The organism is Pseudomonas cannabina (assembly GCF_900100365.1).
In the GTDB taxonomy this organism is placed as follows: Bacteria; Pseudomonadota; Gammaproteobacteria; order Pseudomonadales; family Pseudomonadaceae; genus Aquipseudomonas; species Aquipseudomonas cannabina.
Genome location: NZ_FNKU01000001.1, coordinates 1,434,065 through 1,455,140, shown reverse-complemented (window position 1 = coordinate 1,455,140; position 21,076 = coordinate 1,434,065). Strand labels below are relative to the sequence as shown.

Below are 21,076 nucleotides of genomic sequence, written 5' to 3'. Positions count from 1 at the left end.
TGGCGTCGATGAGCACTGTGCATCCTACTGAACATTCGTCCGGCCTGATCATCTGCGAACATTGCGATTCGCTTTATGAAGCCCAGCCGCTAAAGCCCGGTGAGGCGGCGTTCTGCCTGCGTTGCGACGCGATACTGGGTCGTGGCCGAAGGATGACCATCGAACAGTTGCTGGCCCTGACCATCGCTGCCGCCCTGTTTTTCATGTTCGCCAATTTTTTTCCGGTGATCAGCATCAGCATGAAAGGGCTGACCAACGAAGTCACCCTCTGGCAATCGGTCGAAGCACTTGCCCAGGGAAAAATCACCGTCATCGCGCTGGTTGCCGGGCTGTCGATCATTTTCGCCCCGCTGCTGCAGATCGTTCTGCTTTTCTGGGTATTGGTGCATGCACACAGAGGTGTCATCGCCCCCGGTTTCAAGACCTGCATGCGAGCGCTGGAACACTTGCGCCCTTGGAGCATGCTCGAAGTGTGCATGCTCGGTGTGCTGGTGGCGATCATCAAGCTGTCCGGGATGCTTAATGTGCATCCCGGCCTGGGCTTGTGGGCCATGGCCATGCTGATGGTGCTGATTCTGCTGATCGCCAACAAGGACATCCGCCGTTTGTGGGATGAGCTCGGAGTGCCTGCGCAATGAATGGCATCCCTTTCGCCAACGAACACAAACTTTGCCTTTGCCACACCTGCGGCTATGCCTGTCAGGAAGATGCCCGGCGCTGCCCGCGCTGTGACTCACCCGTGCATCGACGTAAGCCGGACAGCATCAACCGCACTTGGGCATTTCTGATCGCTGCGCTGATTTTCTATATTCCGGCCAACGTCCTGCCGGTGATGTACACCAATCTGCTCGGCAACCGCAGCGAGAGCACCATCATGAGTGGTGTGATCGAGTTTTTCGAAAGTGGCTCCTGGGACATTGCCGTGCTGATTTTCGTGGCCAGTGTCGTGGTGCCCTGCATCAAGTTTCTGGTGTTGGGCATGCTGCTCATCACCTGCCAGCGGCGCAGCACCTGGGCAATGCGTGAACGGGCACGCCTGTATCGCTTCATCGAATTGATCGGTTACTGGTCGATGCTCGATGTGCTGGTCGTGGCGCTCGTGGCGTCTCTGGTTCAGTTTCGCGAGCTCAGCACCATCGAGCCGCGTCTCGGCATTCTGTTTTTTGGCTTGGTAGTGGTGATGACGATGTTCGCCGCCATGAGTTTCGATCCCCGGCTTATCTGGGACGCAGAGGTTGAAGATGTCTGACAATACCCTCCCCCCGTCTGCTTCAGTGCCACGCCCTGAAGTCAAACGTCGTCGCCTGCGCGTCTCGCTGATCTGGCTGGTGCCTATCGTTGCGGCGATCATTGGCATCTCCATGGCCTTTCATGACTGGATGAATGTCGGGCCCAGAATCACCGTGAGCTTTCTCACCGCCGAGGGGCTTGAAGCCAACAAGACCCAGGTCAAATACAAGAACGTGGTCATCGGCATGGTCACGGACATCAGCCTGAGCGACGACCGCACCCATGTGCTGGCGACTATCGACCTGAATACCAGCGCCACGCCGTTCACCCGCATCGACAGCCAGTACTGGGTCGTGCGGCCGCGCATCGGTGCGCACGGCGTGTCGGGTGTCGACACCCTGCTGTCCGGCGCCTTCATCGGCGCCGACGCGGGCAGTTCCGAGGAAACCAAGACCAGCTTTACCGGCCTTGAAACGCCGCCGCCGGTCACATTTGGCGAGAAAGGCAAGCGCTTCATCCTGCACACCGACGACCTGGGCTCGCTGGACATCGGCTCGCCGATCTACTATCGACGCATCCAGGTGGGTCAGGTCGTGGCTTATGACTTGTCCAAGGATGGTCGCGGGGTCGACGTGCAGATCTTCATCAATGCGCCGAACGATCAGTACATCACCACCGATACCCGCTTCTGGAACGCCAGCGGCGTGGACATCACCGTGGGGGCGTCAGGGGTGAAGGTCAATACTCAGTCGCTGACCTCGATCATCTCCGGTGGGATCGCCTTCCGTGAGCCTAACTGGAGCCCGGATGCCAAGCTGGCCGACGAGAACGCCGAGTTCAAGATCTTCGACGACCAGACCACCGCGATGGCCCCTCCGGACGGCGAGCCGCGTTACATCCGCATGCGTTTCAATCAGTCGCTGCGCGGCCTGACGGTCAATGCTGCAGTAGATTTCCTCGGCGTCAATATCGGCAAGGTGGTATCGGTTGACCTGGATTACGATCCGGCGACCAAAACCTTTCCCGGCATCGTCGGCGCGGTGATCTACCCCAAACGTCTGGGCGCAGCCGAGTCTAAGCTGAAAGAACTCGGCGGCTCGGGTGACGAAGAAGAACAGTCGGCCCGCGTGCTGGGCGCGTTTGTCGCCAATGGCCTGCGTGCTCAGGTGCGTAACGGCAACCTGTTGACCGGCCAGTTGTACATCGCCATGGAGTTCGATCCGAAGGCGCCGAAAGTAGCCTTCAACGCCAAGGCGCGGCCGCTGGAGATTCCGACGGTGCCGGGCAGCTTCGACAAGTTGCAGGAACAACTGCAAGCATTCGTCGAGAAGCTCAGCAACCTGCCGATCGACCAGTTGGCGGGCAACCTCAATGGCACGTTGAGCGAGCTGCAGAAAACCCTCAAGCAGGTCAACAGCAGCGTGCTGCCGCAGATGCGTGGCACCTTGCAACAGGCTGAGAAAACCCTGGGCACTGCCAACGACTCGTTTGCCGAAGATTCACCTGCGCGCCAGCAACTGGGTCAGGCACTGGATGAAGTGCAGCGCACCGCCCGCTCGGTTCGGGTGCTGACCGACTTCCTCAGCCGTCATCCTGAATCGCTGATCCGCGGCCGTACCGGCGATGCTGCCCCGCGCTCGTTCAACGCCCCGTCGTCGTCCCGTGCAATTGATCTGGAGCCAAAACAATGACCTTGCGTTTGAAACTGCTGGCGTTGGCCGCAACACTGGGCATCAGTGCCTGCACGTCGACACAGACCCACTATTACACGCTGATCGCACCGATGGGCACTGCCACCACTGCGGCAGTAAGCCCAATGCCGTTCCAGTTCGAAATGCTGCCGGTGTTGATGCCGGTGCAGGTGGACCAGCCACCGCTGGTGGTTCGTCAGGGCAATGGCAGCCTGGCGATTCTCGACACCGAACGCTGGGGATCGCCCCTGGGTGACGAGTTTCATGACGCACTGACACCGCAGCTGGAACACCGCTTCGGCAGCCGGGACATGGCCGGTCTGCCAAAAAATGGCGAGCAACCGGTGCTGTCGGTCCGTACCGACGTGCGCCGGTTCGAGTCGATGCCGGGCAACTACGCGCTGATCGACGTCGTCTGGACCCTCGGGCTGCGTGAGGCCGGCGCTACCGCCGGTAGCAAACGGCAGAGCCTGACCTGCAGCAGCGTGATCCGCGAGCAGGCCGGAGAAGGCATGGAAAACCTCATCATCGCGCACCAGAAAGCCGTTGCCCGACTGGCTGACAAGATCGCCACTACTGCGCAGCGCTGGGCACAGCAACCGACGTCGCGCTGCCTGTAAAGCCTGCCCGGAAAGACACTGCGCAGAGCCTTGCCGGGCTCTGCGCCAGCCGCGGAGGACTGCGCTGAAACAGCCCATTAAATCGTACAGTTTCATACAAAACGGTATCAACCCACCCGATTCATCCGTACACTCTTCGACCCATCAGGTACGTCAGTACCTGAACCACCCTGAACGCATGTGCTCATGCCGATTCGGAGGCCCTTCTGGTCGTAGAAAGAACGCTTGTTAACCCAAATTGTTGCAGTACAGCCCGATTTTATCTGGCAGACAGTTTATCGAGGACAAACGGATGACAGGGATAGGACCACGATTAAAACGGGAAAGGCTGCGTCTCAAGCTTTCGCAAAGCGCATTGGGTGCCATAGGCGGCGTGGAAACCAATGCTCAAGGCAACTACGAAAATGGTGTTCGGTCGCCCCGCGCGGACTACTTGTCACGCATTGCCGACGCCGGCGTTGATATTACTTACCTGGTCACCGGTTTCCACGCTGACCCTTTCGTAGCTGCGCCAGCCCTGACTGACAAATCAAACAGTGAGCGCCTGAACGGGGTGATTGCCCGTTTGCACGGCAGCCTGCACGACGTGACCCAGAACCTGTATCAGGTCGCTCGCCTGATGGAATCCAACGTTGAACAAGGCGTCCTGAACAGTGATCAGCTCGATACGATCAAGAGCGATGCGGAAGCCATCACCATCGCAACGGTTCGATTGATTTACATGACGTCGAAATTGAAATGACCCGGGCAAAGCCAGTGCTGCTGACGCTCACTGCGCAGGAAACGCCTTGGTCTTGAGTTTCTCCATCACCATCCCGATAAACGCCGAAACAGCCAGTGGCAGGTGTTGCCGACTGGGATAAAGCACGTGCAGGCCATGGCTGGTGCGCTGATACTGCGCCAGTTCCGGCACCAGCAGCCCCTTGCGTAAATCGGCACGGATCAGGGTGGTCGGCAACAAGGCAATGCCCAATCCGGCAAGCGCCGCCTTACGCAGCGCCTGCGCCGTGTTTGCATTGAATCGGCTGGCAATCTGCACCTCATGCAGCTTTTCCTCCGGACCGAGCAGCCGCCAGGTGTTAAAACTGCCAAGGTGCGCAGCACACACACAATAGTGCGCCTGCAGACTCTCCAGCGACGCAGGCATACCGTGAGTCGCGAGATAGGCCGGGCTGGCGACCATGCAGTCGCGCTCTTCATCGATCAGTTGACGCCCCACATACCCCGAGTCCTGCAAAGGGCCGCCCCTGAAGGCGATGTCCAGCCGCTCAGCGATCAGGTCGGCGCGATCATCGCTGAGGACAAATTCGAGCTGCACGCGCGGGTAACGGGCAAGAAAATCGGCCACCCAGTCCATCGAAAAAAAGTCGAAGAAATCCGCCGTTGCGGCAATTCGCACTCGGCCGCTGGGTTCTTCACGCCTCGAAACAAGCTGCTCTGCGGCGTCGGTCAATCCATCGACAGCGCCCATGCAACGCTCATAGAAGTCCTGACCTGCCGGGGTCAGCGCCAGCTTGCGCGTTGAACGCTGCAACAGCCGTGTGTCCAGCTGTGCTTCCAGTTGCTGAATTCTGCGGCTGACGGTATTCGAAGGCATGCCCAACTGCCGGGCCGCCTGCGCGAAACTGCCGCTGCGCACCACCTGCACAAACAGCGCGACGTCATTAAGGTCTGGCACCATGGCGAGGTCCGGGCGATGATTGGCGATCAGATTGCGCAGGTTGAACTTGCCCTGCTGGTCCTCCAGTTGCCCCTGAAAATCGCCGCTCAGTTGATCCAGTGCATCATGACCGATAGGGCGCGCCCACGCCTGGTCAGGCAGAGTCAGGCCATCCTGCCAGCGTGATTCCCAAAGCAGCCTGCGACCGACCTCCAGACCGCCATGCAATACGGCGCTGCCCTGGCGGTGCGCTTGCTCGGCTTCCACCACGCGGGTCAGCACACTCTGGCGGCTCAGCATGCCGGCAGCCATCACCGCAACCAGCGTAGCAATCAGCAACGCACTGATAATCGCCGAGCCGCGCTGGGTCATCCTTGCCGACCCGCTGGTTTCTCCCAAGGCGTTCAAAGCTGCCAGGAGCCAATATCGGCATTGACGCCCTCGCCATCGGGCTGACCATCGGCCCCAAGGGAAAACACATCAACTTCGCCGTTGACGCCAGGATTGAGGTAATTGTAAGGACGCCCCCAGGGATCGTCGGGGAGTCGTTCTACATAAGCGCGCCAATTGCTTTTGTTGACGTTCGCGGGTCGCTCCACGAGCACCTTCAGGCCCTGGCTCTGATTCGGGTAAGCGCCATGATCGAGGCGGTAGAGTTTGAGCGCCTGCATCAGACCTGCAACATCCTGCCGCGCTGCCGTGGCACGCGCCTGATCCGGCCGGTCGAGAACTTTGGGCACCACAACTGCCGCCAGAATGCCGAGAATGACGACCACCACCATGATTTCAATGAGGGTGAAACCGCCCTGACCCGGATGACCTGCCGGGCGAGGCTTGACGCATAAGACATCCATATCCATTCCCTGATAACTATCATCCTATGCGCAGTGTAGCAAAGCCGTTGCATTGCCCGATCAAACTGCGCAAGCGTTATAGCGGGCCATTCATGAATCCTCAGCTGCTATTCTGCTGATCTGTATCTGCCAGGAGGCGACCATGTACATGCCGCACAAGGAGCACGGCTTTACCCTGACCGAAGTGCTCGTAGCGCTGGCGATCATCGCCATCGCGCTGGCGGCTGCGGCTCGTGTGTCAGGGGTCATGACGCACAGCAACGGCCTGTTGCGGGATCGCGCACTGGCGTTGCTGGCCGCGCAGAACCAGCTTGCCGAGCTGCGCATGGCGGAGCACCTGGCTGCGGGGACGCGCGCATTCGAATGCAATCAGGGACGACTGTTATTGCGCTGTGAGCAGTCGCTGACCGTCAGCGCCGACGGCAGGCTGATGCGCGTCAGCCTGAAGGTGTCCCAACGCGATGTTCAGGCCCCGCCGCTGGCACGCCTCGACACCCTGCTCGGCCGTCCGGCGGCCAACAGACCATGAGCGTTCAGCGACGCATCAGGCTGGGCAGTTCCGGCCCTTCGGCCAACGGACTGACGTTGAAGCGTTTTTGCTCCGAGCCCTGTTCGATCACCACCCCGTCGGCTTCGATAGCCACCAGACGCACATCCCTGGCGAGATGCTCCCCCACCAGGAAACTGCCTGCCGGGCCGTCGTTGAGGCTGATGATTGCCACCGCGCCGCGCGCTCCGGCCATGAGCCCGGACACCTTGATCTGCACTGGCGAAGGCTGGTCGGCAAACCAGTGGCGTGCCGGGCTGGCGCTGGCAGGTGCCTGCCCGACCGGCGCACTGCCTGATGATGGCAGCGGGGCCAGTAGCCGTGGCGCCCAGAATGCGACCCCCACCAGCGCCACCATCAGACCTGCCACCAGCAGCAGCCGAGGGGCCGAAAATGCAAAAGGAACTACCATGACTGAACCTCCTGTTCGTCCGAACGAGCAGTCTACATGAGCGTGCGTCGCTGGCTATCGTCTGTACCCATGAGTGAACCGGCTTCAGCAAGGAGTGCAGCGTCATGAGCATGCCCAGGCAATCGGGCTTCACCCTGATCGAACTGATGGTCGTGGTGGTGATTATCGGCATCGCCAGCGCGACGATAAGCCTGAGCATCAAGCCCGATCCTGCAGCACTGTTGCGCAAGGATGCCGAACGTCTGGCGCAACTGTTTCAGATCGCTCAGGCTGAAGCCAGGGCCGACGGCCGCATGATCAGTTGGCACGCCGATGCTAAAGGTTTTGCCTTCCGGCGGCGCGCCGAAACAGGATCGGGCCACGACACCTTCAACGACGATCCGCAACTGCGCCCGAGAAACTGGGAGTCGCCGGCCATGCGTGTGCGCGTTCAGCCCGGGCAGCGCGTGATGTTCAACACGGAGTGGATCGGCACGCCCCTGCGCATACGGCTTTCCGACGGCCAGCACGCCCTCGATCTGCAACGCAGCGCGCTGGGGCAGTTGCAGGTGGTCAGCCCGCCATGAACAAAGCACCAGAGCCCGCGCACCAACACGGTTTTACCTTGCTTGAGGTGATGGTCGCGATCCTGCTCATGACCCTCGTCAGTCTGATCGCCTGGCGCGGCCTCGACAGCGTGACCCGAACCGATCGTCACCTGCGTGATGACACTGAAAAAACCGAGTCGCTGTTGCGCGCACTGAACCAGATGGAGCGTGACGTGCTGCTGCGCGCCAGCATTGAACTGCGAGAACCGGTGATCGGCGAGGATGCTTCCCTGAAACCGGAAACGCCCGCAGCGTTGAGCGTGCGCAGTGCCGATAAAAGGCATTTTCGCCTCGACGTGATTCGCAGCGCGGCAACACCCGAAGACGGTCTACAGCGGGTTCGCTGGTGGCTGGATAACAAGACCCTGTATCGCGCCGCAGCCATCGCCAGCGATCGCTACCCGTTACCGGCCCCCGGCGATGGCATTGCCGTGCTTGACGGGATAGTCGATGTGCGGCTGCGGGTCTGGAAGGACGACAGCGGCTGGCAATCGCCTGACAGCCATAAAGAGGACAACCCGCAAGGCCTGGAAGTTATTCTGACCCGTCAGACTGATCAGGGAGAGGAGCGTTACCGCAAAGTGTTGGGGCCGCTGGATTGAGAGCCTTTCCAAAGTTTCCTGCAGGCCCATGCGTCTGCTATTCATGACCAATGGCGTTTTATCACAGCGTTGACAGTCGGGTTCGTGTCCACTTGCAACAGCGCTGCATAAAACGCCGGCCGTGCTGAACTCAGGTGCTCCCGCGCCCCGCTCCATCGCGTCACAACAGCTGCCAGTATTTCCATTGCGGCGGGAGTGTCCGGCCGAAAACGGGCAGGACTGCCGAAAAGCTCAGCGAAGGTTTCCCAGTTTTCATGCAGCCGGGTGCGAGCGCCTTCTTCCAGTGCTGCTTGCTGTGCATCATCAGCACCCGGCAGCCAGCGTTCCGGGTAATCGATGATGCCGATCGGCGCGTAACAATTGGTGGCGATGTACACCAGCCCGCGAAGTGCATGAGCCCGAGCGGATGCTTCTCCGGGCAGCAGACTGGAGCGGGAATGCTCCAGCCCCAAATGAATCAGGATTGCGGCGCTTTCGGTCAGCACCGTGCCATCAGCCAGCACCAGCGTCGGCACTTGCAGCAACGGATTGACCCGCCTCAACGCCTCCTTCCCGGGCCCCTCTTCCCATGAGCTGGCCCTGATCAACGTAAACGGGACCGCGCATCGCTCGAGCGCCATCTCGATTGCCGCCGACCCCGACCCTTTACTGCCAAAAAGCGTGTACATGCCAATGCTCCTTCAGGGGCCGCATGCTCAGTCCGCAGAATTGCCTGCAACGGAAGCGAACAAGTGGCTGTGCAAGAAATCAATGAACACCCGCAGGCGCACGGAAAGATGTTTGCTGGACGGCCAGAGCAGCCTGAAACTTCCCGTGTGCACAGTGTAATCATCCAGAATCGAAACAAGCTCGCCGCGTTTGATCGCGGACGCAATCATGAAATCAGGCAGGCAGGCGATACCCAGACCGGCCCGCGCGACATCGACCAGAATTTCCGTGGTGTTGCAGATCATCGTCTGCGGCAAATCAAGATCATCGGCACCGTCCTCGCGACGCAGCGGCCAGAGTTCGAATTTGCCGGAGGACGGAAACTTGTGATGCAGACAGGCGTGCTGAACCAGATCAGCGGGAAAAGCCGGCATGCCGCGCCGTTCAAAATAGTCCGGAGCGCCGACAATGCGTAACTGAAAGCCGCCCATCCTTTTCGACAAGAGCCTGGAATCACTGAGGTCGCCCGTGCGCAAGACGACATCAAAGCCTTCTTCGATGATATCGACCATGCGGTCGGAGAAATCAATATCCAGCTCGATGTCGGGAAAAGCGCGCATGAACTCGATGATGACCGGCATGACCAGTCCACTGACCAGCGGCACACTGACCCGCAGCCGACCCCTCGGCAAGTCCCGGGCATTGCTCAATTCCATTTCTGCCGCTTCCAGTTCTGCCAGGATACGTCGACAGCGCTCCAGAAACAGCGAGCCCTCCAGGGTCAGGGCGATGCTGCGCGTGCTGCGATGAAACAGCCGCGCGCCGAGGTTCTCTTCGAGCCGACCGATGCTTTTGCCGACGCCCGAGGACGAAATGCCCAGGCGCTTTCCGGCCTGGGTGAAACTTCGTGTTTCCGCGACCAGCACAAACAACGCGATGCTACCTAGCGATTCCACTGCTCACTCCTATTGCGGACAGCCTTGTCCTATGCCTTCGGAACATAAGCCTGTTTTTGTTTACAGACGCAACCCCTAATCTTCGGCAGGCCAAACGCCGTCGGGTCACTGCGCGACGCGAACCGACACCTGCGCACGCATCACAGGGATATCACCATGACTTCAACCAGCCACGCTCAGGCCCCTTTCAGGGCCGGGCGATGGGGACAGCTGTTCGCTGCCTGCCTGACCGGCATCCTGATCCCGTTATGCTTCACCGGCCCGGCGGTCGTGCTGCCCTCCATCCACAAGGCACTGGGCGGATCGGCTGTGGAACTGACGTGGGTCATCAACGCCTACATCCTGACATATGGCAGCGCCATGATGGCCGCCGGCAGTCTTACCGATATCTACGGCAGAAAGCGCATCTGGCTGATCGGACTGGTGATCTTCGTGGTCGCCACGTTTGCCATTCCTGCCGCGTCGTCAGTGCTGCAGATCGATATCCTGCGTCTTGTTCAGGGCCTTGGCGGTGCGGCAGCGTTCGCTGGCGCAATGTCGTCGCTGGCGCAGACCTTTCACGGCGCCGACCGCACCCGAGTGTTCAGCCTGCTGGGCACCACCTTTGGTATCGGCCTGGCTTTCGGCCCGCTTGCGGCGGGCACACTGGTGGATTCGGCAGGCTGGAAGTGGTCATTTCACGCCACCGGCCTGATCGGCGTAGGCAGCTTTTTTATGGTGCTGTTCAGCGCCACCGAATCCAGAGATCCCCACGCCACCGGCATGGACTGGCCGGGTGCCGCCAGCTTCACGGCAGCCCTGACGCTCTTCACTTACGGTGTTCTGCTTGCCCCCGAGGAGGGATGGACACACCCGTGGGTGCTGGGCAGCATCATCGGTTCGTTGCTTCTGTTCCGAGTGTTCATCTCGGTGGAACGCAAAGTGGCCAGCCCCATGCTCGACCTGTCGCTGTTCAAGAGCGCTCGCTTTGTCGGCGTGCAGATTCTGGCCGCCAGCCCGGCGTTCTTCTTTGTGGTGCTGATCATCATGCTGCCCGCGGGCTTCATCGGTGTTGATGGCCTCAGCGCTCTGGAAACCGGGCAGATGATGACGGCCCTGGCTGCGCCGTTGCTGATTGTGCCCATGCTCGCAGCGCAACTGGCGCGCCGTTTCACAGCCGGTGTGCTGTCAGGCATCGGCCTGCTGCTGGTGGCAGCCGGTTTGTCCTGGCTGGCCTTGGCGCTGGACAGCAGCGTCATTAAGAACGCGCTGCTGCCCATGGCCTTGATCGGCATCGGCATTGGTCTGCCCTGGGGCTTGATGGATGGCATGGCGGTCAGCGTCGTTGAAAAGGAACGCGCCGGCATGGCCACGGGCATCTTCAACGCCGTGCGGGTTTCGGCCGACGGGATTGCCATCGCGTTTGCCGGTGCGCTGCTGGCAACGTTCATCCAGTGGGGTCTTTTCGAGTCGGTGAACGGCGTTGCTCCGCATATCGTGACCGAGGCTGCCAACCGCGCAGCGCTGGGCGACTTGCACAGCGCCACTGGCTTGTTGCCCGACAAGGCAGATTTGCTCCATCAACACTATGCCGGGGCGTTCCGCAGCCTGCTGTTCATCCTCAGCGCGGCCACGGTGCTGACCGCCGCTGCGGTCTTCCTGCTACTGGGTCGAGTGCGTGCTCACGACGAGTCGCCCCAAACATCAGCCAGGCCAATTGACCTGGCGGGAGATTCCAAATGATTCGGTCTGAAACATGGGCGCCGGAACGGCATCCTGCTTTTGCACGTGTATTTGCACACGGCCAACTGACCTTCGGCCTGATTGCGCCACTGGTGGGCTATCCGAACACCGCTGTGCCCGACATGACGGATCATGTGGCACTCGCGGTCCAGGCAGATCAGGCCGGTTTCGCCGCGCTCTGGCTACGGGACGTGCCCCTTCTGGAGCCGGCCTTTGGTGATGCGGGGCAGATTTTCGATCCTTTTGTGTATGCGGCCATGCTGGCCGCGGTGACCCGACGAATCAGCATCGGCACTGCCGGTATCGTCCTGACATTGCGCGATCCGTTGATGGTGGCCAAACAGGCCTGCAGCGTAGACGTCCTGCTCAGGGGGCGATTGCTGCTGGGGTTGTCGACCGGTGATCGTCCCTGCGAGTATCCGGCATTTGGTCAGGACTTCGACACGCGGGCCGAACGCTTCCGGGAGTGTGTCGAGATTCTGCACACGGTCACCGAACGCCCGTTCCCTGCCTACAGGTCGCGTTATTACGGACAGCTCAACGGCGAACTCGATCTATTACCGAAACCGCATTTCGGTCGCCTGCCCATGCTGGCCATCGGGCGCTGCAAGCAGGACATCAGCTGGCTGGCCAACCACATGGACGGCTGGATCTGGCATCAGAGCGCTTTCAACACGCTGCCTGATGTCATCGACCACTGGCGAAAATCCGCTGATCAAGCGTCGTCCAGGCCCTACGGCTACGCGACGTTTTTCGACCTGGACGACGACCCGAATGCACCGCTGAAAGTCGGGCGCGGTATCAGCACCGGACGTAACGCGCTCATCGACCTGTGGCAGCGCCAGCAAGCCGAAGGCGTCTCGCACGTGGCCCTTAACCTCAAGCCACTAAGACGTCCAGCGACGGAGGTGCTGCAGGAGCTTGCAGAATATGTACTTCCGCACTTCCCTACCCACGAGAAACCTTACGCCTGAAGGCGTTGGTTGCGCCCGGCATTACCGCCACCTCGTTCGCGCTGTTGCCGGGCCCGTCGCTGCTGTCCAGCCTGCTGCTGATCAACAGCCCGCGGGTGGCTGGCGGTACCACCTTCGTGATGCAGCTGCTGTATGGGCAAACCCGCGAGCGACTGTTTTTACTTCAGTGCACTTTCGACGTTCATCGCTATGCTGTGTCTGGTCACCGCAGTCGCACTGGCCTCACCGGCTGCCCCGGATGGTTGCCGCCTTGCTGGCAGGTGCCGGACAAGGGCCGGGCCAGCTTGAGAGGCTGAAACTGTCACGATGAACGTCAATAATCAGCGTCGTGTGCAGGGCAATTTTCTTCTGAAAATGGGAGGTTACATTCTCGCAGGGCGTCTGCCGGTGGCAACCGGTTTTCTGATCGATAAGACCCGTCTGGCCGTGGGCGCTTGCTCACTGGCCGGTCTGCTGGCTTGCAGTGCGATTCTTGCCGCGTGGTTTGTGGCAGGGAAACAGGGAGGAACTACACCCAAAATGACCTGGAGGTCACCATGCGCTCTGAAAAAGCTTATACGATCAAACCCAACCCGATGCGCAGCAGCCGCAACAGATTGCAACTGGGGGTTTTTTCCTCCAATACCGAGGGCGGTTGCACGGTCACCAATGCACCGGAACGCCTGCGTGGCGATGACTGGGCAGGCAATCTGGAAATAGCCCGAATAGCCGACGACGCGGGGTTTGAAGCGTTCATTCCGGTAGGCCGCTGGAAAGGCTTCGGCGGCACCAACAATACGGGCGGGATCTCTTTTGAAACCTACACCTGGACGGCCGGCATTGCGGCCCTGACCCATCGGATTGCCGTATTTTCGACATCGCACTTGCCCACCGTACACCCGCTGTTCGCCGCCAAGCAGGCGGCGACCATCGACCATATCAGCGGCGGGCGCTTCGGCCTGAATATCCTGTGTGGCTGGTACGGCGCTGAAATGCGCATGTTCAGCGGCCAGATGATGGAACACGACCAACGCTACGACTACGCAGAAGAATGGCTACAGATCGCGAAAAACGCATGGCAACAGCACACCCCTTTTGATTTCAGAGGCGAGTACTTCAACGTCTGCGATGCCGTCTCGCAGCCCAAGCCGCTCAACCCACCTTACCTGATCAACGCCGGCGGCTCGCCGCGTGGCAAACGGTTCTGTGCCGAGCACTGTGATGCGGCGTTTCTGATCATCAAACATCTGGACGGTGAAGCAGCGGTGCGTCAGCAAATTGCTTCTTACAAGGATCTGGCCAGACAGGAATTTGATCGCGACCTGAAGATCTGGTGCTATGGCTACGTGGTGCAAAAGGACACTCAGGAAGAAGCCGACGCTTATCTGGATTACTACGCCAACGAGCTGGGCGACGAAGAAGGCTGCTCGATCATCACCCGCGAACTGGGTATTCAGACCGGCATCTTCACCCCGGAAGATGCCGTCCGTTTTCGCTTTCATTTCAAAGCCGGGTTTGCAGGCGTACCGCTGGTAGGTACGCCGGAACGCATCGTCGAGCTGTTTGAAAAATACGCAGCCTGGGGGATCGACGGCATTGCACTGACCTGGCTGGATTACCATCAGGGCATCAAGGATTTCGTGGCGCAGACACTGCCACTGATGGAGCGCGCCGGACTGCGGGAGTCGAGTGACGTCGGGGCCGTCAGGTCGAAGGTTGCCGCCGAAGTCGCCTGATCGTCTGGGCTCCCTGCATCCCGGACGGCAGGCCAGGCGCCGGGAGTCCTTCAACAGCGTTTAAATGGCCAGCATCCGTTGTGGATTCAGCAGTGCAATCTCGGCACGACGCACGTCGCTCAAACCGAATGCGTCAAACCACTGCTCACTCATCGACAGCCACTCAGGGATATCAATCTGACTGGTCTGCCCCAGATCAGAGCTGTATACAACATTAGGCACTCCACTCAAGACCTCGCTGAAATCCTGCTTGTCCTGATAGCCCAGCAAGTACGTCAGCGCCGTCTGCTCGATATACACCGAAGGCTCTTTGCCGATCTCCGCCAGCTCCGCAGCTTTAAGGCCGGTCAAAGGGTTGGCGGGCTGATTGAGCATCAGCCTCGGCACGCCGATCCTGATGGCCTCATCGATCAGCGCCCGGACTTCAGCGGCATCGGCATGGCCGGTCGAGATGACCAGCGGATAGTCACGCGCCATTTTCAGAATATCCAGCGCCTGAGACGTAAGGCGTCCGCTGTGCGAGCTCACCCTGGCTGGCTGAATGGGTTTGTCGCGCAACAGCGGGTGGCTCAGGTTGCGGGCCAGCGTGCTGGCGTGTGTCCTGCCGGTGACGGTCGGAAAATGCACGATAAACCGGCCGGGCTCGTCGCCACGCAAGCAAAGGCTATGCTCGACCACCCGGTAATCGACGCCACCGGCAATCTCGTTCAGAACCACCGAACCGCTTACCGGGAAGCCCTCGCTACGCGCTTCCCATGCCTGCGCGGCGGTGCAGCCCAGATGATTTTTCAACACCACTCGGCCCTTGGCATTCGCATAGCGCCGCCCCGCCTCTATCGCGCCGTGGCGGCGGACAAACGCGTCAGGATTGGCGTGGTAATGAACATCGATAAAGCGGGTTTCATCGGTTGACTGGGTCATCTGTCGGTCCCCGCCGCAACGTTCAGGAAACGGTCGATGTGCTCCAGCACCCGCGGCAAGTCATCAGCCAGCGGGCGCATCCCGCCATTGGGGACGCACACCGAGCACTGATTTTCCGTAAACACCGGCGGTACGTGCTGCGCACCGACCAGCTGTGATTTCTCGCCATAGACACTCAGCACACGGCCCTTGTAATGCAGCAAACGTTCGCTGATATCCAGACCGGCCAACAACCTGAACCCCACCGTCAAACGTAGTCCTTGGATCGCAACAGACACGTTACCTTCGCTCACCGGCTGATCGCTGCGAACAGCTTTCTGGCCTTCAGGAAGCACCAGATCGTCCAGCAATCGCTTCGCCTCGTCGACCTGCCCCGCTTCTGCCAGATCCGCCATAAGTCCCAGCCGCGAGTCGAGCAAGGCATCGGCTTTTGCAGGCGAAGAAAGCAGCAATAATGCGGGTGTCGCGCTCAGGTACGAACCGCCTGCCAGCTCTTGCGCCAAGGCTCCGCCGAGCGCAACGCCGACCAAAAGCTGCGGCGTACCCTAGGGCTCGAGCACCTGCGCCCAGCGTCGGGCAAATTCGCCGAAGTCTTCGTCAGGCTTGACCGGCAGGGAAAGGGAATCGAACACCGTAATCTGGTGACCCGCCTTGATGAAATGCTCGATCAATGGTTGAGCGAACCCGCCCTCATCCCACACCGGCATGACCGGCGAAAGGATGAACACGCGGGTCTGACCGAGGCCGAACGTCTGATGCGTGATGCACTCACTCATGGCTTTTGCTCCTGCAAAAATGCTCAGCCCCGCCACTGCTGGTGGGTCCGGGCGTTGATCCGTGACGCTCGATTAACGGGCAGCGCGCAGGCGCTCGACGCTGCTGGCGTACCCGGCCATGGTTGAATCGATGATCGACCGGGCGGGCAACACATCACTGATCAGGTCCGCGACTTCGCCAGCCCAGATGGCCCTGATGCTGACATCATCGGCAGCCAGAGCAGCCTCGTAGTCCGCACGCAGCCGATCCGCTGATGCAGCAAACGCCTGTTCCTCACCGACCCAGGCATTGGAAAAGTCATTGCCGATCACCCGCCCGCTGTAGCCCTCGGGCCAGTCGATGCCGCGCACCTGATCGAAAATCCGGGTGCGCACCGTGTCGCTGGCGACCGCCTGCAACAGCCGCTGCTTGACCCGTTCGGAAGGAAGTGCCTCTTGCGATGCCAGAAACCGCGTGCCCATCATCACGCCGTCCATACCCAGCGCGAGTGCTGCCGCCATGCCGCGACCATCGGCAATCCCGCCAGCGCCGATCAGCACGACGTCATTGCCCAGCGCATCGCGAACCGCCGGAAACAACGGCATGGAAGAACGGCGCAGGCTGTGGCCACCGGCCTCGGCGCCCTGCACGATCAAGGCATCGGCACCTGCGTCCAGCGCTGCATGCGCCTGATCGACATCGTGTACCTGAACGATAACCTTGGCATTGGCCTGCTGAATGGGCCGGATGAAAGGCCGCGCATCACCAAACGACAATGCGACCACGTCAGGGCCGTACTCCAGCGCCAGCTGAAGCAGTTCGAAGCATCGCGCCACGGTAAACATGACCAGGCCCACGCCCCAGGGTTGTTTCACGTCGCGCATCAGTGCCAGTTCGCTGGCCATCCATTGCGCATCGCCGTAGCTGGCCCCGACCAGCCCCAGGCCTCCCGCGCGGGAAACCGCAGCGGCAAGACGCCCGCCAGACGCACCGCCCATCGGCGCCAGGACCAGCGGATGTTCAATTCCAAGCAGTGCGGTCAATGCTGTATTGATCGCGACCATAGCGTCATCTCCCGTACAAAACCGAATGAGTGCAACCAGAGAGCAGCGTGTGCCACTGCCCTCTTCTGCCAGTGATTAATCAGCCGACCTTTTGCAACGCGGTTTCGGGAGTGATGTATTCGGCCACGCCGTAAAGGTGATATTCCCAAGTGTCGGCTTCCTCCAGACGCCGGTAGCGGGACAGAAATTCTTCATCCTGGAACAATGACTCGAACTGCTTCTGATCACTCCATTGCGCCTGATTGATGACCGTCTTGCCGTCCGTGCTCTTTATCAAGCGGCTCCACTGAAACGCACTGTACGTGCGAGCCACATAACTGACGGCTTCTTCGAGTATCTCGATTGCCAGGTCCTGAGCCCCCTCGTTGACCTGTACTACGTTGACCAGATAGATCGCCTTGTCATCGGTGACGGATCGAGCGTCGAACAATTCCATTTTCATAATCGGTTTCCATTGATAAGAAGAAGTAGTTACGCAACCAGTGGTACTGAAATCGCCGGCTTGCCGTCTTGCCAGAGCAGCGGCGAGATCAACTCGGCCACTGTGGTTTTCTCGACCAGACCGATGATGATTTCGTGTGTGCCGTACGTAATCCGTTGGGCCACGGAACAGAACAGGGTCGCCTGAGCCGTACGCAGGTACGGCACGCCCTGCTCGTGCTGCCAGTCGCCGCTTGCAAACCGCGCAGGACCATTGACTGCACCGCCGAAAACACTCACCAGTTCTTCCTGGCCCGCCTGCAACAGGCTGACGGAAAACTTGCCCTGCTCAACCAGCGGCAGGTAAACACTGGCGCTGTGATTGATGCACACCAGAATCGACGGCGGGCTGATGCACACTGAACTGACCGCCGAAGCGGCCATGCCGTAGGGTGTACCTTCATGCTCGGTTGCAATAAGGGTGACGGTCGAGGTCAGGCGACGCATGGCCTTTTTGAACAGGGCAATGTCCGCATCAGGCATTTGTGTGACGAGCAGTTCATCCAGCGCTGTCGACGTCTCGGCATTCGCTGACCATCCGGGAATCTGATTCATGACGGAACTCCTGAGCGGGCTTTTTCGGCATCGGTGAGCCAGGGCTGGTCATAGCGGCAGGCTCTACGGGCATCCTCAAGGGTCGAGCCGGCGGAGATGGCATCGATGATCCTGCGCTCTGTCTGCTCCACGGCATGAGCGCGACGAACCACTTCGCCTGCAACAGGCTGCGGAATGACGACACAACCACTGCCATCGCAAACAATAAGATCGCCGGGGTGTATGCTGACGCCATCGATCACGACCGTAACTTGCACCGCCCTGAGTTGAGCGCGGTTCTTTGCCGACTGCATAAAACGGCCACGGCTGAACAACGGGTAGTTGCAACGAATGACAGTATCGATATCCCGTGCAACGCCATCGATAACAGTTCCCTTGATACCGTTGGCCAGCGCAAAGTGGGTCATGATATCGCCCCAGACCGTGCAGTCCTGACGACCGTTATTTGAAGAAACGATCACTGCACCCGCGGGAACCTGATCAATATAGTTGGCCGCCCCTTTGAAAACGGCTGACGTATCGACCGGCTCATACTGTACCGTAAATGCAATACCGACACACCGGGTGCCCGGTACTTGCGAGGCAATGCCTGCGAGCCCGCCATTGATACCCAGGCTGTCCAGCGCGTCTGACAACGATGCGGTATCAAGGCGTTCACACTCATTCAACAGCGCTTGCGAGATAGAGACAGATTCAGAGAGCGCTGACATGACGTTCTCCCTGGGCCGACGTCTGCCCGGTTTGATGTCCGCAGGAGGTGGCTTGCAACTCGACGCACTGATGGATAATGGCTTCACCTACTTGCCGGGTACTGTGCGAGCCGCCCATGTCATAAGTACGCACCGCCGAGCGCGACACAGCACTGACCGCGTCGGTAATATAGTTGGCCTGTTGCGGGTAGCCCAAATGCTCGAGCATCAGCGCAATAGCCATGAACATGGCACTGGGGTTGGCTTTATTAAGTCCGGCATGCGCAGGCGCGCTGCCATGCACCGGTTCGAAATAAGCGCCTGAATTCCCGAAGTTGCCACTTGGCGCAAAACCGAGACCGCCCATGACGCCAGCGCCCAGATCAGAAAGGATGTCGCCGAACATGTTCTCGGCAACAATCACCCCGAAGCGCTCGGGACGCTGCACCATCCACAAAGCGACAGCGTCGACATTCTCGATAGCACCCACTATCTCTGGATACTTCTGCGCAATGCCTTCGAATATACCGCGCGCATAGGCGCTGCTGTGCCTGAGCACCATTGGCTTATCGACGAAAGTCACACGAGAGAAGTTATTCTTGCGGGCATAATCGAACGCGTATTCAAAAATACGCGTCAGTCCACTGCGCGTTTGCAGGCGCAAGGTAACGGTCGCATCGTCTTGGCCTTCCCTGTGCCACGGCGCGCCGAGGGCCTCCCGTTCTTCGAGCAGGGGCAGGAGCGCGTCAGGAATACCGCCAAAGTCCAGGCCCGCATAAAGTCCCTCGGTGTTTTCCCGGATAACGACAAAGCGAAAGCGGTTTTCGGCCGTCATGTCCGTCACGGGTCGAACATTGGCGTACAGATCAAGGTTCTGCCGGAGTTGAATGACCGGGCTGATATAACGACGCTGATGACCTTGAAGTTCCGCTGGCAACTCGGCCTCGGCTTCTGCCAGCGGCTTGCTGGTGATCGCGCCCAGCAAGGTGGCGTCGCAACTGGCCATGACTTCCCACGTATGCGCAGGGACCGTTTCACCCTCCCGTTTCCAGCATTCCCAGCCGATATCGGCGGGTATCAGGTCGAAGGGCAGATTCATGGCGGCGATCACTGGCAGCGCAGCCTCCATGACTTCAATACCAATCCCGTCGCCGGGCAGAACGCAGATGCGCTTGCGTTGCAGGCTCATAGCGACACCCCGCGCGCCGCTCTGGGCAAGTCATTGATGACGCCCGACAACAAGGCTCGCGGGGCAAGGCGCGCGACCTGATCCTGTTGGTGCATGACCTCGATCGCACGGTACTCGGAGGTCAACTGAAACCGTTCGATGGTTTCCCTCATGCGCTGGCTGACATCGAAAGGAAAGTTGTAAGTACCGAGGATGATATCCATCAGCGGGCTGGGCATATTGTTCTGCGGTATCGAACGGGCCGTAGCCTCTGACAGTTCGATAATGTTCACCAGGTCGTAGCCATGACTGATGCCGACGCGTTCCAGATAAGCCACGAGCATGCTCAAGTGCAGATTCCCCGCCCCTTTGCCCATGCCGCAGATGGATGTATCGATGTATTCAGCACCGGCTTCGATGGCCGCCGAGGCATTCGCCAACGCCAGCGAGAGGTTGTTATGGGCATGAAACCCCAGTGGCACCATCAACCGACTGGCAAGACGACTGAACAACCGGTGCACTTCGGTGGGCAACATATGGCCATTGGAATCCGCGCAGCAAATGATGTCTGCGCCGGCACCTTCCGCCCGAACGGCCGTATCGAGGACTGACCCCGGCATCTGCGATGTCACATGCGTGACATTGGCACTGACACTGAAACCGTGATCACGCGCCAGCGATAACGTCGCAAGGCCCTCGTCCAGTTGATCGCGGCGTAGGCAGACCCGAATCATCGAAACACCTTGCTCCTTGAGCATGGCGAAATCGTCGACGGTGATATTGCGGGGGTGAACCATCACGGCCAGTTCAATACGTCCAGCGGCTGCCTGAACTATTCTTTCAATGAAGAGTGCATCGACATTGCTGGTCAGCCCATGTTCGTTCCTGGGAGAAAACGAGCCTTTGCAATAGCCTATTTCACACAAATCGACACCCGCATCAGCCAGACCTGTGGTAATGACCCGGGCTTGATCTTCCGTGAAGTCAAAGTTGTTTCGATATCCACCGTCACGCAAGGTGACGTCGAGAATCTTTACGTTGGCCATGAGAATCTCCGGCGTTCCTTATGATGTAACCAGGGTGCTTGAGATGATCGTTGCCACTGCTTCTATTTTTATAATTATTCAACAGCGCCCCACCTATCAAACAGTGCCGAGTCGACCTCTGAACGTCTCGGATTTTCGAGTCATTAGTTTCCAAACTCGGTAGCAATCTTCATCAATAA

24 protein-coding genes and 1 pseudogene are annotated in these 21,076 nt (G+C 59.7%); 12 read left to right on the top strand and 13 right to left on the bottom strand.

What is annotated here, in order from left to right; genetic code table 11:
- Positions 1-8: 8 nt before the first annotated feature.
- The 5 genes from BLT55_RS06890 (at position 9) to BLT55_RS06870 (ending at position 4,283) form a co-directional block, all read left to right on the top strand.
- Positions 9-638, top strand: a complete 630-nt coding sequence (locus tag BLT55_RS06890; protein ID WP_007249301.1) for a paraquat-inducible protein A — start codon at positions 9-11, stop codon at positions 636-638.
- Complete coding sequence (locus BLT55_RS06885) at positions 635-1,249, top strand: paraquat-inducible protein A (protein ID WP_007249300.1); 615 nt, start codon at positions 635-637, stop codon at positions 1,247-1,249. The genes BLT55_RS06890 and BLT55_RS06885 overlap by 4 nt, the downstream gene beginning before the upstream one ends.
- Positions 1,242-2,921 carry a PqiB family protein gene (locus BLT55_RS06880; RefSeq protein WP_007249299.1) on the top strand — a complete coding sequence of 560 codons (1,680 nt, stop codon included), beginning with the start codon at positions 1,242-1,244 and terminating at the stop codon, positions 2,919-2,921. Before BLT55_RS06885 ends, BLT55_RS06880 begins: the two co-directional genes overlap by 8 nt.
- The gene (locus tag BLT55_RS06875; protein ID WP_055000113.1) at positions 2,918-3,541 is read left to right on the top strand and encodes a PqiC family protein; all 624 of its coding nucleotides are present in this window, start codon (positions 2,918-2,920) and stop codon (positions 3,539-3,541) included. The genes BLT55_RS06880 and BLT55_RS06875 overlap by 4 nt, the downstream gene beginning before the upstream one ends.
- Positions 3,542-3,833: 292 nt before the next feature.
- Positions 3,834-4,283 (top strand): helix-turn-helix domain-containing protein, encoded by a 450-nt coding sequence (locus BLT55_RS06870; protein WP_055000114.1) that lies wholly within the window; start codon positions 3,834-3,836, stop codon positions 4,281-4,283.
- A 27-nt stretch (positions 4,284-4,310) separates the two neighbouring features.
- Here the strand turns inward: BLT55_RS06870 and BLT55_RS06865 are convergent, their stop codons facing one another.
- On the bottom strand, positions 4,311-5,222 hold the full coding sequence (locus BLT55_RS06865) for a LysR family transcriptional regulator (protein WP_055000131.1): 912 nt from the start codon (positions 5,220-5,222) through the stop codon (positions 4,311-4,313).
- 383 nt (positions 5,223-5,605) lie between these two features.
- Positions 5,606-6,055 carry a type II secretion system major pseudopilin GspG gene (gene gspG, locus BLT55_RS06860; RefSeq protein ID WP_007249276.1) on the bottom strand — a complete coding sequence of 150 codons (450 nt, stop codon included), beginning with the start codon at positions 6,053-6,055 and terminating at the stop codon, positions 5,606-5,608.
- Between the two features lie 142 nt (positions 6,056-6,197).
- Between gspG and gspI the strand changes: the two genes are divergently transcribed.
- Positions 6,198-6,584 carry a type II secretion system minor pseudopilin GspI gene (gene gspI, locus BLT55_RS06855; protein ID WP_055000115.1) on the top strand — a complete coding sequence of 129 codons (387 nt, stop codon included), beginning with the start codon at positions 6,198-6,200 and terminating at the stop codon, positions 6,582-6,584.
- A 4-nt stretch (positions 6,585-6,588) separates the two neighbouring features.
- Here the strand turns inward: gspI and BLT55_RS06850 are convergent, their stop codons facing one another.
- A complete protein-coding gene (locus BLT55_RS06850; protein WP_055000116.1) occupies positions 6,589-7,014 on the bottom strand; it encodes a type II secretion system protein N in 426 nt (141 codons plus the stop codon).
- A 104-nt stretch (positions 7,015-7,118) separates the two neighbouring features.
- On the opposite strand from BLT55_RS06850, the gene gspH reads away from it, so the two are divergent.
- Positions 7,119-7,580: a type II secretion system minor pseudopilin GspH gene (gene gspH, locus BLT55_RS06845; protein WP_055000117.1), complete on the top strand. Its 462-nt coding sequence runs from the start codon at positions 7,119-7,121 to the stop codon at positions 7,578-7,580.
- Positions 7,577-8,203, top strand: a complete 627-nt coding sequence (locus BLT55_RS06840; RefSeq protein WP_055000118.1) for a type II secretion system protein GspJ — start codon at positions 7,577-7,579, stop codon at positions 8,201-8,203. The genes gspH and BLT55_RS06840 overlap by 4 nt, the downstream gene beginning before the upstream one ends.
- 41 nt (positions 8,204-8,244) lie before the next feature.
- On the opposite strand, the gene BLT55_RS06835 is transcribed toward BLT55_RS06840, so the two are convergent.
- Entirely contained in the window at positions 8,245-8,871 is a 627-nt protein-coding gene (locus tag BLT55_RS06835; RefSeq protein WP_055000119.1) for a glutathione S-transferase, read from the bottom strand.
- Positions 8,872-8,898: 27 nt separating this feature from the next.
- Complete coding sequence (locus tag BLT55_RS06830; RefSeq protein ID WP_055000120.1) at positions 8,899-9,807, bottom strand: LysR family transcriptional regulator; 909 nt, start codon at positions 9,805-9,807, stop codon at positions 8,899-8,901.
- A gap of 156 nt (positions 9,808-9,963) precedes the next feature.
- Here BLT55_RS06830 and BLT55_RS06825 point away from each other — a divergent pair, with 156 nt between their 5' ends.
- The 4 genes from BLT55_RS06825 (at position 9,964) to BLT55_RS06810 (ending at position 14,218) form a co-directional block, all read left to right on the top strand.
- Positions 9,964-11,529, top strand: coding sequence for an MFS transporter (locus tag BLT55_RS06825; protein WP_055000121.1), 1,566 nt, complete (start codon positions 9,964-9,966; stop codon positions 11,527-11,529).
- Positions 11,526-12,503 (top strand): LLM class oxidoreductase, encoded by a 978-nt coding sequence (locus tag BLT55_RS06820; RefSeq protein ID WP_055000122.1) that lies wholly within the window; start codon positions 11,526-11,528, stop codon positions 12,501-12,503. The genes BLT55_RS06825 and BLT55_RS06820 overlap by 4 nt, the downstream gene beginning before the upstream one ends.
- Before the next feature lie 5 nt (positions 12,504-12,508).
- Positions 12,509-12,799, top strand: coding sequence for a hypothetical protein (locus BLT55_RS33410; protein ID WP_055000123.1), 291 nt, complete (start codon positions 12,509-12,511; stop codon positions 12,797-12,799).
- A gap of 240 nt (positions 12,800-13,039) precedes the next feature.
- Positions 13,040-14,218 (top strand): LLM class flavin-dependent oxidoreductase, encoded by a 1,179-nt coding sequence (locus BLT55_RS06810; protein WP_055000124.1) that lies wholly within the window; start codon positions 13,040-13,042, stop codon positions 14,216-14,218.
- Between the two features lie 60 nt (positions 14,219-14,278).
- Here the strand turns inward: BLT55_RS06810 and BLT55_RS06805 are convergent, their stop codons facing one another.
- The 8 genes and pseudogenes from BLT55_RS06805 to BLT55_RS06770 form a co-directional block, all read right to left on the bottom strand.
- On the bottom strand, positions 14,279-15,139 hold the full coding sequence (locus BLT55_RS06805) for a DUF6282 family protein (RefSeq protein ID WP_055000125.1): 861 nt from the start codon (positions 15,137-15,139) through the stop codon (positions 14,279-14,281).
- Positions 15,136-15,915, bottom strand: a pseudogene (locus tag BLT55_RS06800) (hypothetical protein). The gene BLT55_RS06805 and the pseudogene BLT55_RS06800 overlap by 4 nt, the downstream one beginning before the upstream one ends.
- 72 nt (positions 15,916-15,987) lie before the next feature.
- Positions 15,988-16,959: an NAD(P)H-dependent flavin oxidoreductase gene (locus tag BLT55_RS06795; protein WP_055000126.1), complete on the bottom strand. Its 972-nt coding sequence runs from the start codon at positions 16,957-16,959 to the stop codon at positions 15,988-15,990.
- Between the two features lie 79 nt (positions 16,960-17,038).
- Positions 17,039-17,401, bottom strand: coding sequence for an antibiotic biosynthesis monooxygenase (locus BLT55_RS06790; RefSeq protein ID WP_055000127.1), 363 nt, complete (start codon positions 17,399-17,401; stop codon positions 17,039-17,041).
- Between the two features lie 29 nt (positions 17,402-17,430).
- On the bottom strand, positions 17,431-17,922 hold the full coding sequence (locus tag BLT55_RS06785) for a flavin reductase family protein (RefSeq protein WP_055000132.1): 492 nt from the start codon (positions 17,920-17,922) through the stop codon (positions 17,431-17,433).
- Positions 17,923-17,990: 68 nt separating this feature from the next.
- Positions 17,991-18,704 (bottom strand): RraA family protein, encoded by a 714-nt coding sequence (locus BLT55_RS06780; RefSeq protein WP_055000128.1) that lies wholly within the window; start codon positions 18,702-18,704, stop codon positions 17,991-17,993.
- The gene (locus tag BLT55_RS06775; RefSeq protein ID WP_055000129.1) at positions 18,688-19,872 is read right to left on the bottom strand and encodes an isocitrate/isopropylmalate dehydrogenase family protein; all 1,185 of its coding nucleotides are present in this window, start codon (positions 19,870-19,872) and stop codon (positions 18,688-18,690) included. Before BLT55_RS06775 ends, BLT55_RS06780 begins: the two co-directional genes overlap by 17 nt.
- The gene (locus BLT55_RS06770; RefSeq protein ID WP_055000130.1) at positions 19,869-20,897 is read right to left on the bottom strand and encodes a beta/alpha barrel domain-containing protein; all 1,029 of its coding nucleotides are present in this window, start codon (positions 20,895-20,897) and stop codon (positions 19,869-19,871) included. The genes BLT55_RS06775 and BLT55_RS06770 overlap by 4 nt, the downstream gene beginning before the upstream one ends.
- Between the last annotated feature and the right edge of the window lie 179 nt (positions 20,898-21,076).

Coding starts and splice junctions, on each gene's coding strand:
- BLT55_RS06890 (WP_007249301.1), top strand. CDS start 9: ATGAGCACTGTGCATCCTACTGAACATTCGTCCGGCCTGATCATCTGC.
- BLT55_RS06885 (WP_007249300.1), top strand. CDS start 635: ATGAATGGCATCCCTTTCGCCAACGAACACAAACTTTGCCTTTGCCAC.
- BLT55_RS06880 (WP_007249299.1), top strand. CDS start 1,242: ATGTCTGACAATACCCTCCCCCCGTCTGCTTCAGTGCCACGCCCTGAA.
- BLT55_RS06875 (WP_055000113.1), top strand. CDS start 2,918: ATGACCTTGCGTTTGAAACTGCTGGCGTTGGCCGCAACACTGGGCATC.
- BLT55_RS06870 (WP_055000114.1), top strand. CDS start 3,834: ATGACAGGGATAGGACCACGATTAAAACGGGAAAGGCTGCGTCTCAAG.
- BLT55_RS06865 (WP_055000131.1), bottom strand. CDS start 5,222: ATGGTGCCAGACCTTAATGACGTCGCGCTGTTTGTGCAGGTGGTGCGC.
- gspG (WP_007249276.1), bottom strand. CDS start 6,055: ATGGATGTCTTATGCGTCAAGCCTCGCCCGGCAGGTCATCCGGGTCAG.
- gspI (WP_055000115.1), top strand. CDS start 6,198: ATGTACATGCCGCACAAGGAGCACGGCTTTACCCTGACCGAAGTGCTC.
- BLT55_RS06850 (WP_055000116.1), bottom strand. CDS start 7,014: ATGGTAGTTCCTTTTGCATTTTCGGCCCCTCGGCTGCTGCTGGTGGCA.
- gspH (WP_055000117.1), top strand. CDS start 7,119: ATGAGCATGCCCAGGCAATCGGGCTTCACCCTGATCGAACTGATGGTC.
- BLT55_RS06840 (WP_055000118.1), top strand. CDS start 7,577: ATGAACAAAGCACCAGAGCCCGCGCACCAACACGGTTTTACCTTGCTT.
- BLT55_RS06835 (WP_055000119.1), bottom strand. CDS start 8,871: ATGTACACGCTTTTTGGCAGTAAAGGGTCGGGGTCGGCGGCAATCGAG.
- BLT55_RS06825 (WP_055000121.1), top strand. CDS start 9,964: ATGACTTCAACCAGCCACGCTCAGGCCCCTTTCAGGGCCGGGCGATGG.
- BLT55_RS06820 (WP_055000122.1), top strand. CDS start 11,526: ATGATTCGGTCTGAAACATGGGCGCCGGAACGGCATCCTGCTTTTGCA.
- BLT55_RS06810 (WP_055000124.1), top strand. CDS start 13,040: ATGCGCTCTGAAAAAGCTTATACGATCAAACCCAACCCGATGCGCAGC.
- BLT55_RS06805 (WP_055000125.1), bottom strand. CDS start 15,139: ATGACCCAGTCAACCGATGAAACCCGCTTTATCGATGTTCATTACCAC.
- BLT55_RS06795 (WP_055000126.1), bottom strand. CDS start 16,959: ATGGTCGCGATCAATACAGCATTGACCGCACTGCTTGGAATTGAACAT.
- BLT55_RS06790 (WP_055000127.1), bottom strand. CDS start 17,401: ATGAAAATGGAATTGTTCGACGCTCGATCCGTCACCGATGACAAGGCG.
- BLT55_RS06785 (WP_055000132.1), bottom strand. CDS start 17,922: ATGCCTGATGCGGACATTGCCCTGTTCAAAAAGGCCATGCGTCGCCTG.
- BLT55_RS06780 (WP_055000128.1), bottom strand. CDS start 18,704: ATGTCAGCGCTCTCTGAATCTGTCTCTATCTCGCAAGCGCTGTTGAAT.
- BLT55_RS06775 (WP_055000129.1), bottom strand. CDS start 19,872: ATGAGCCTGCAACGCAAGCGCATCTGCGTTCTGCCCGGCGACGGGATT.
- BLT55_RS06770 (WP_055000130.1), bottom strand. CDS start 20,897: ATGGCCAACGTAAAGATTCTCGACGTCACCTTGCGTGACGGTGGATAT.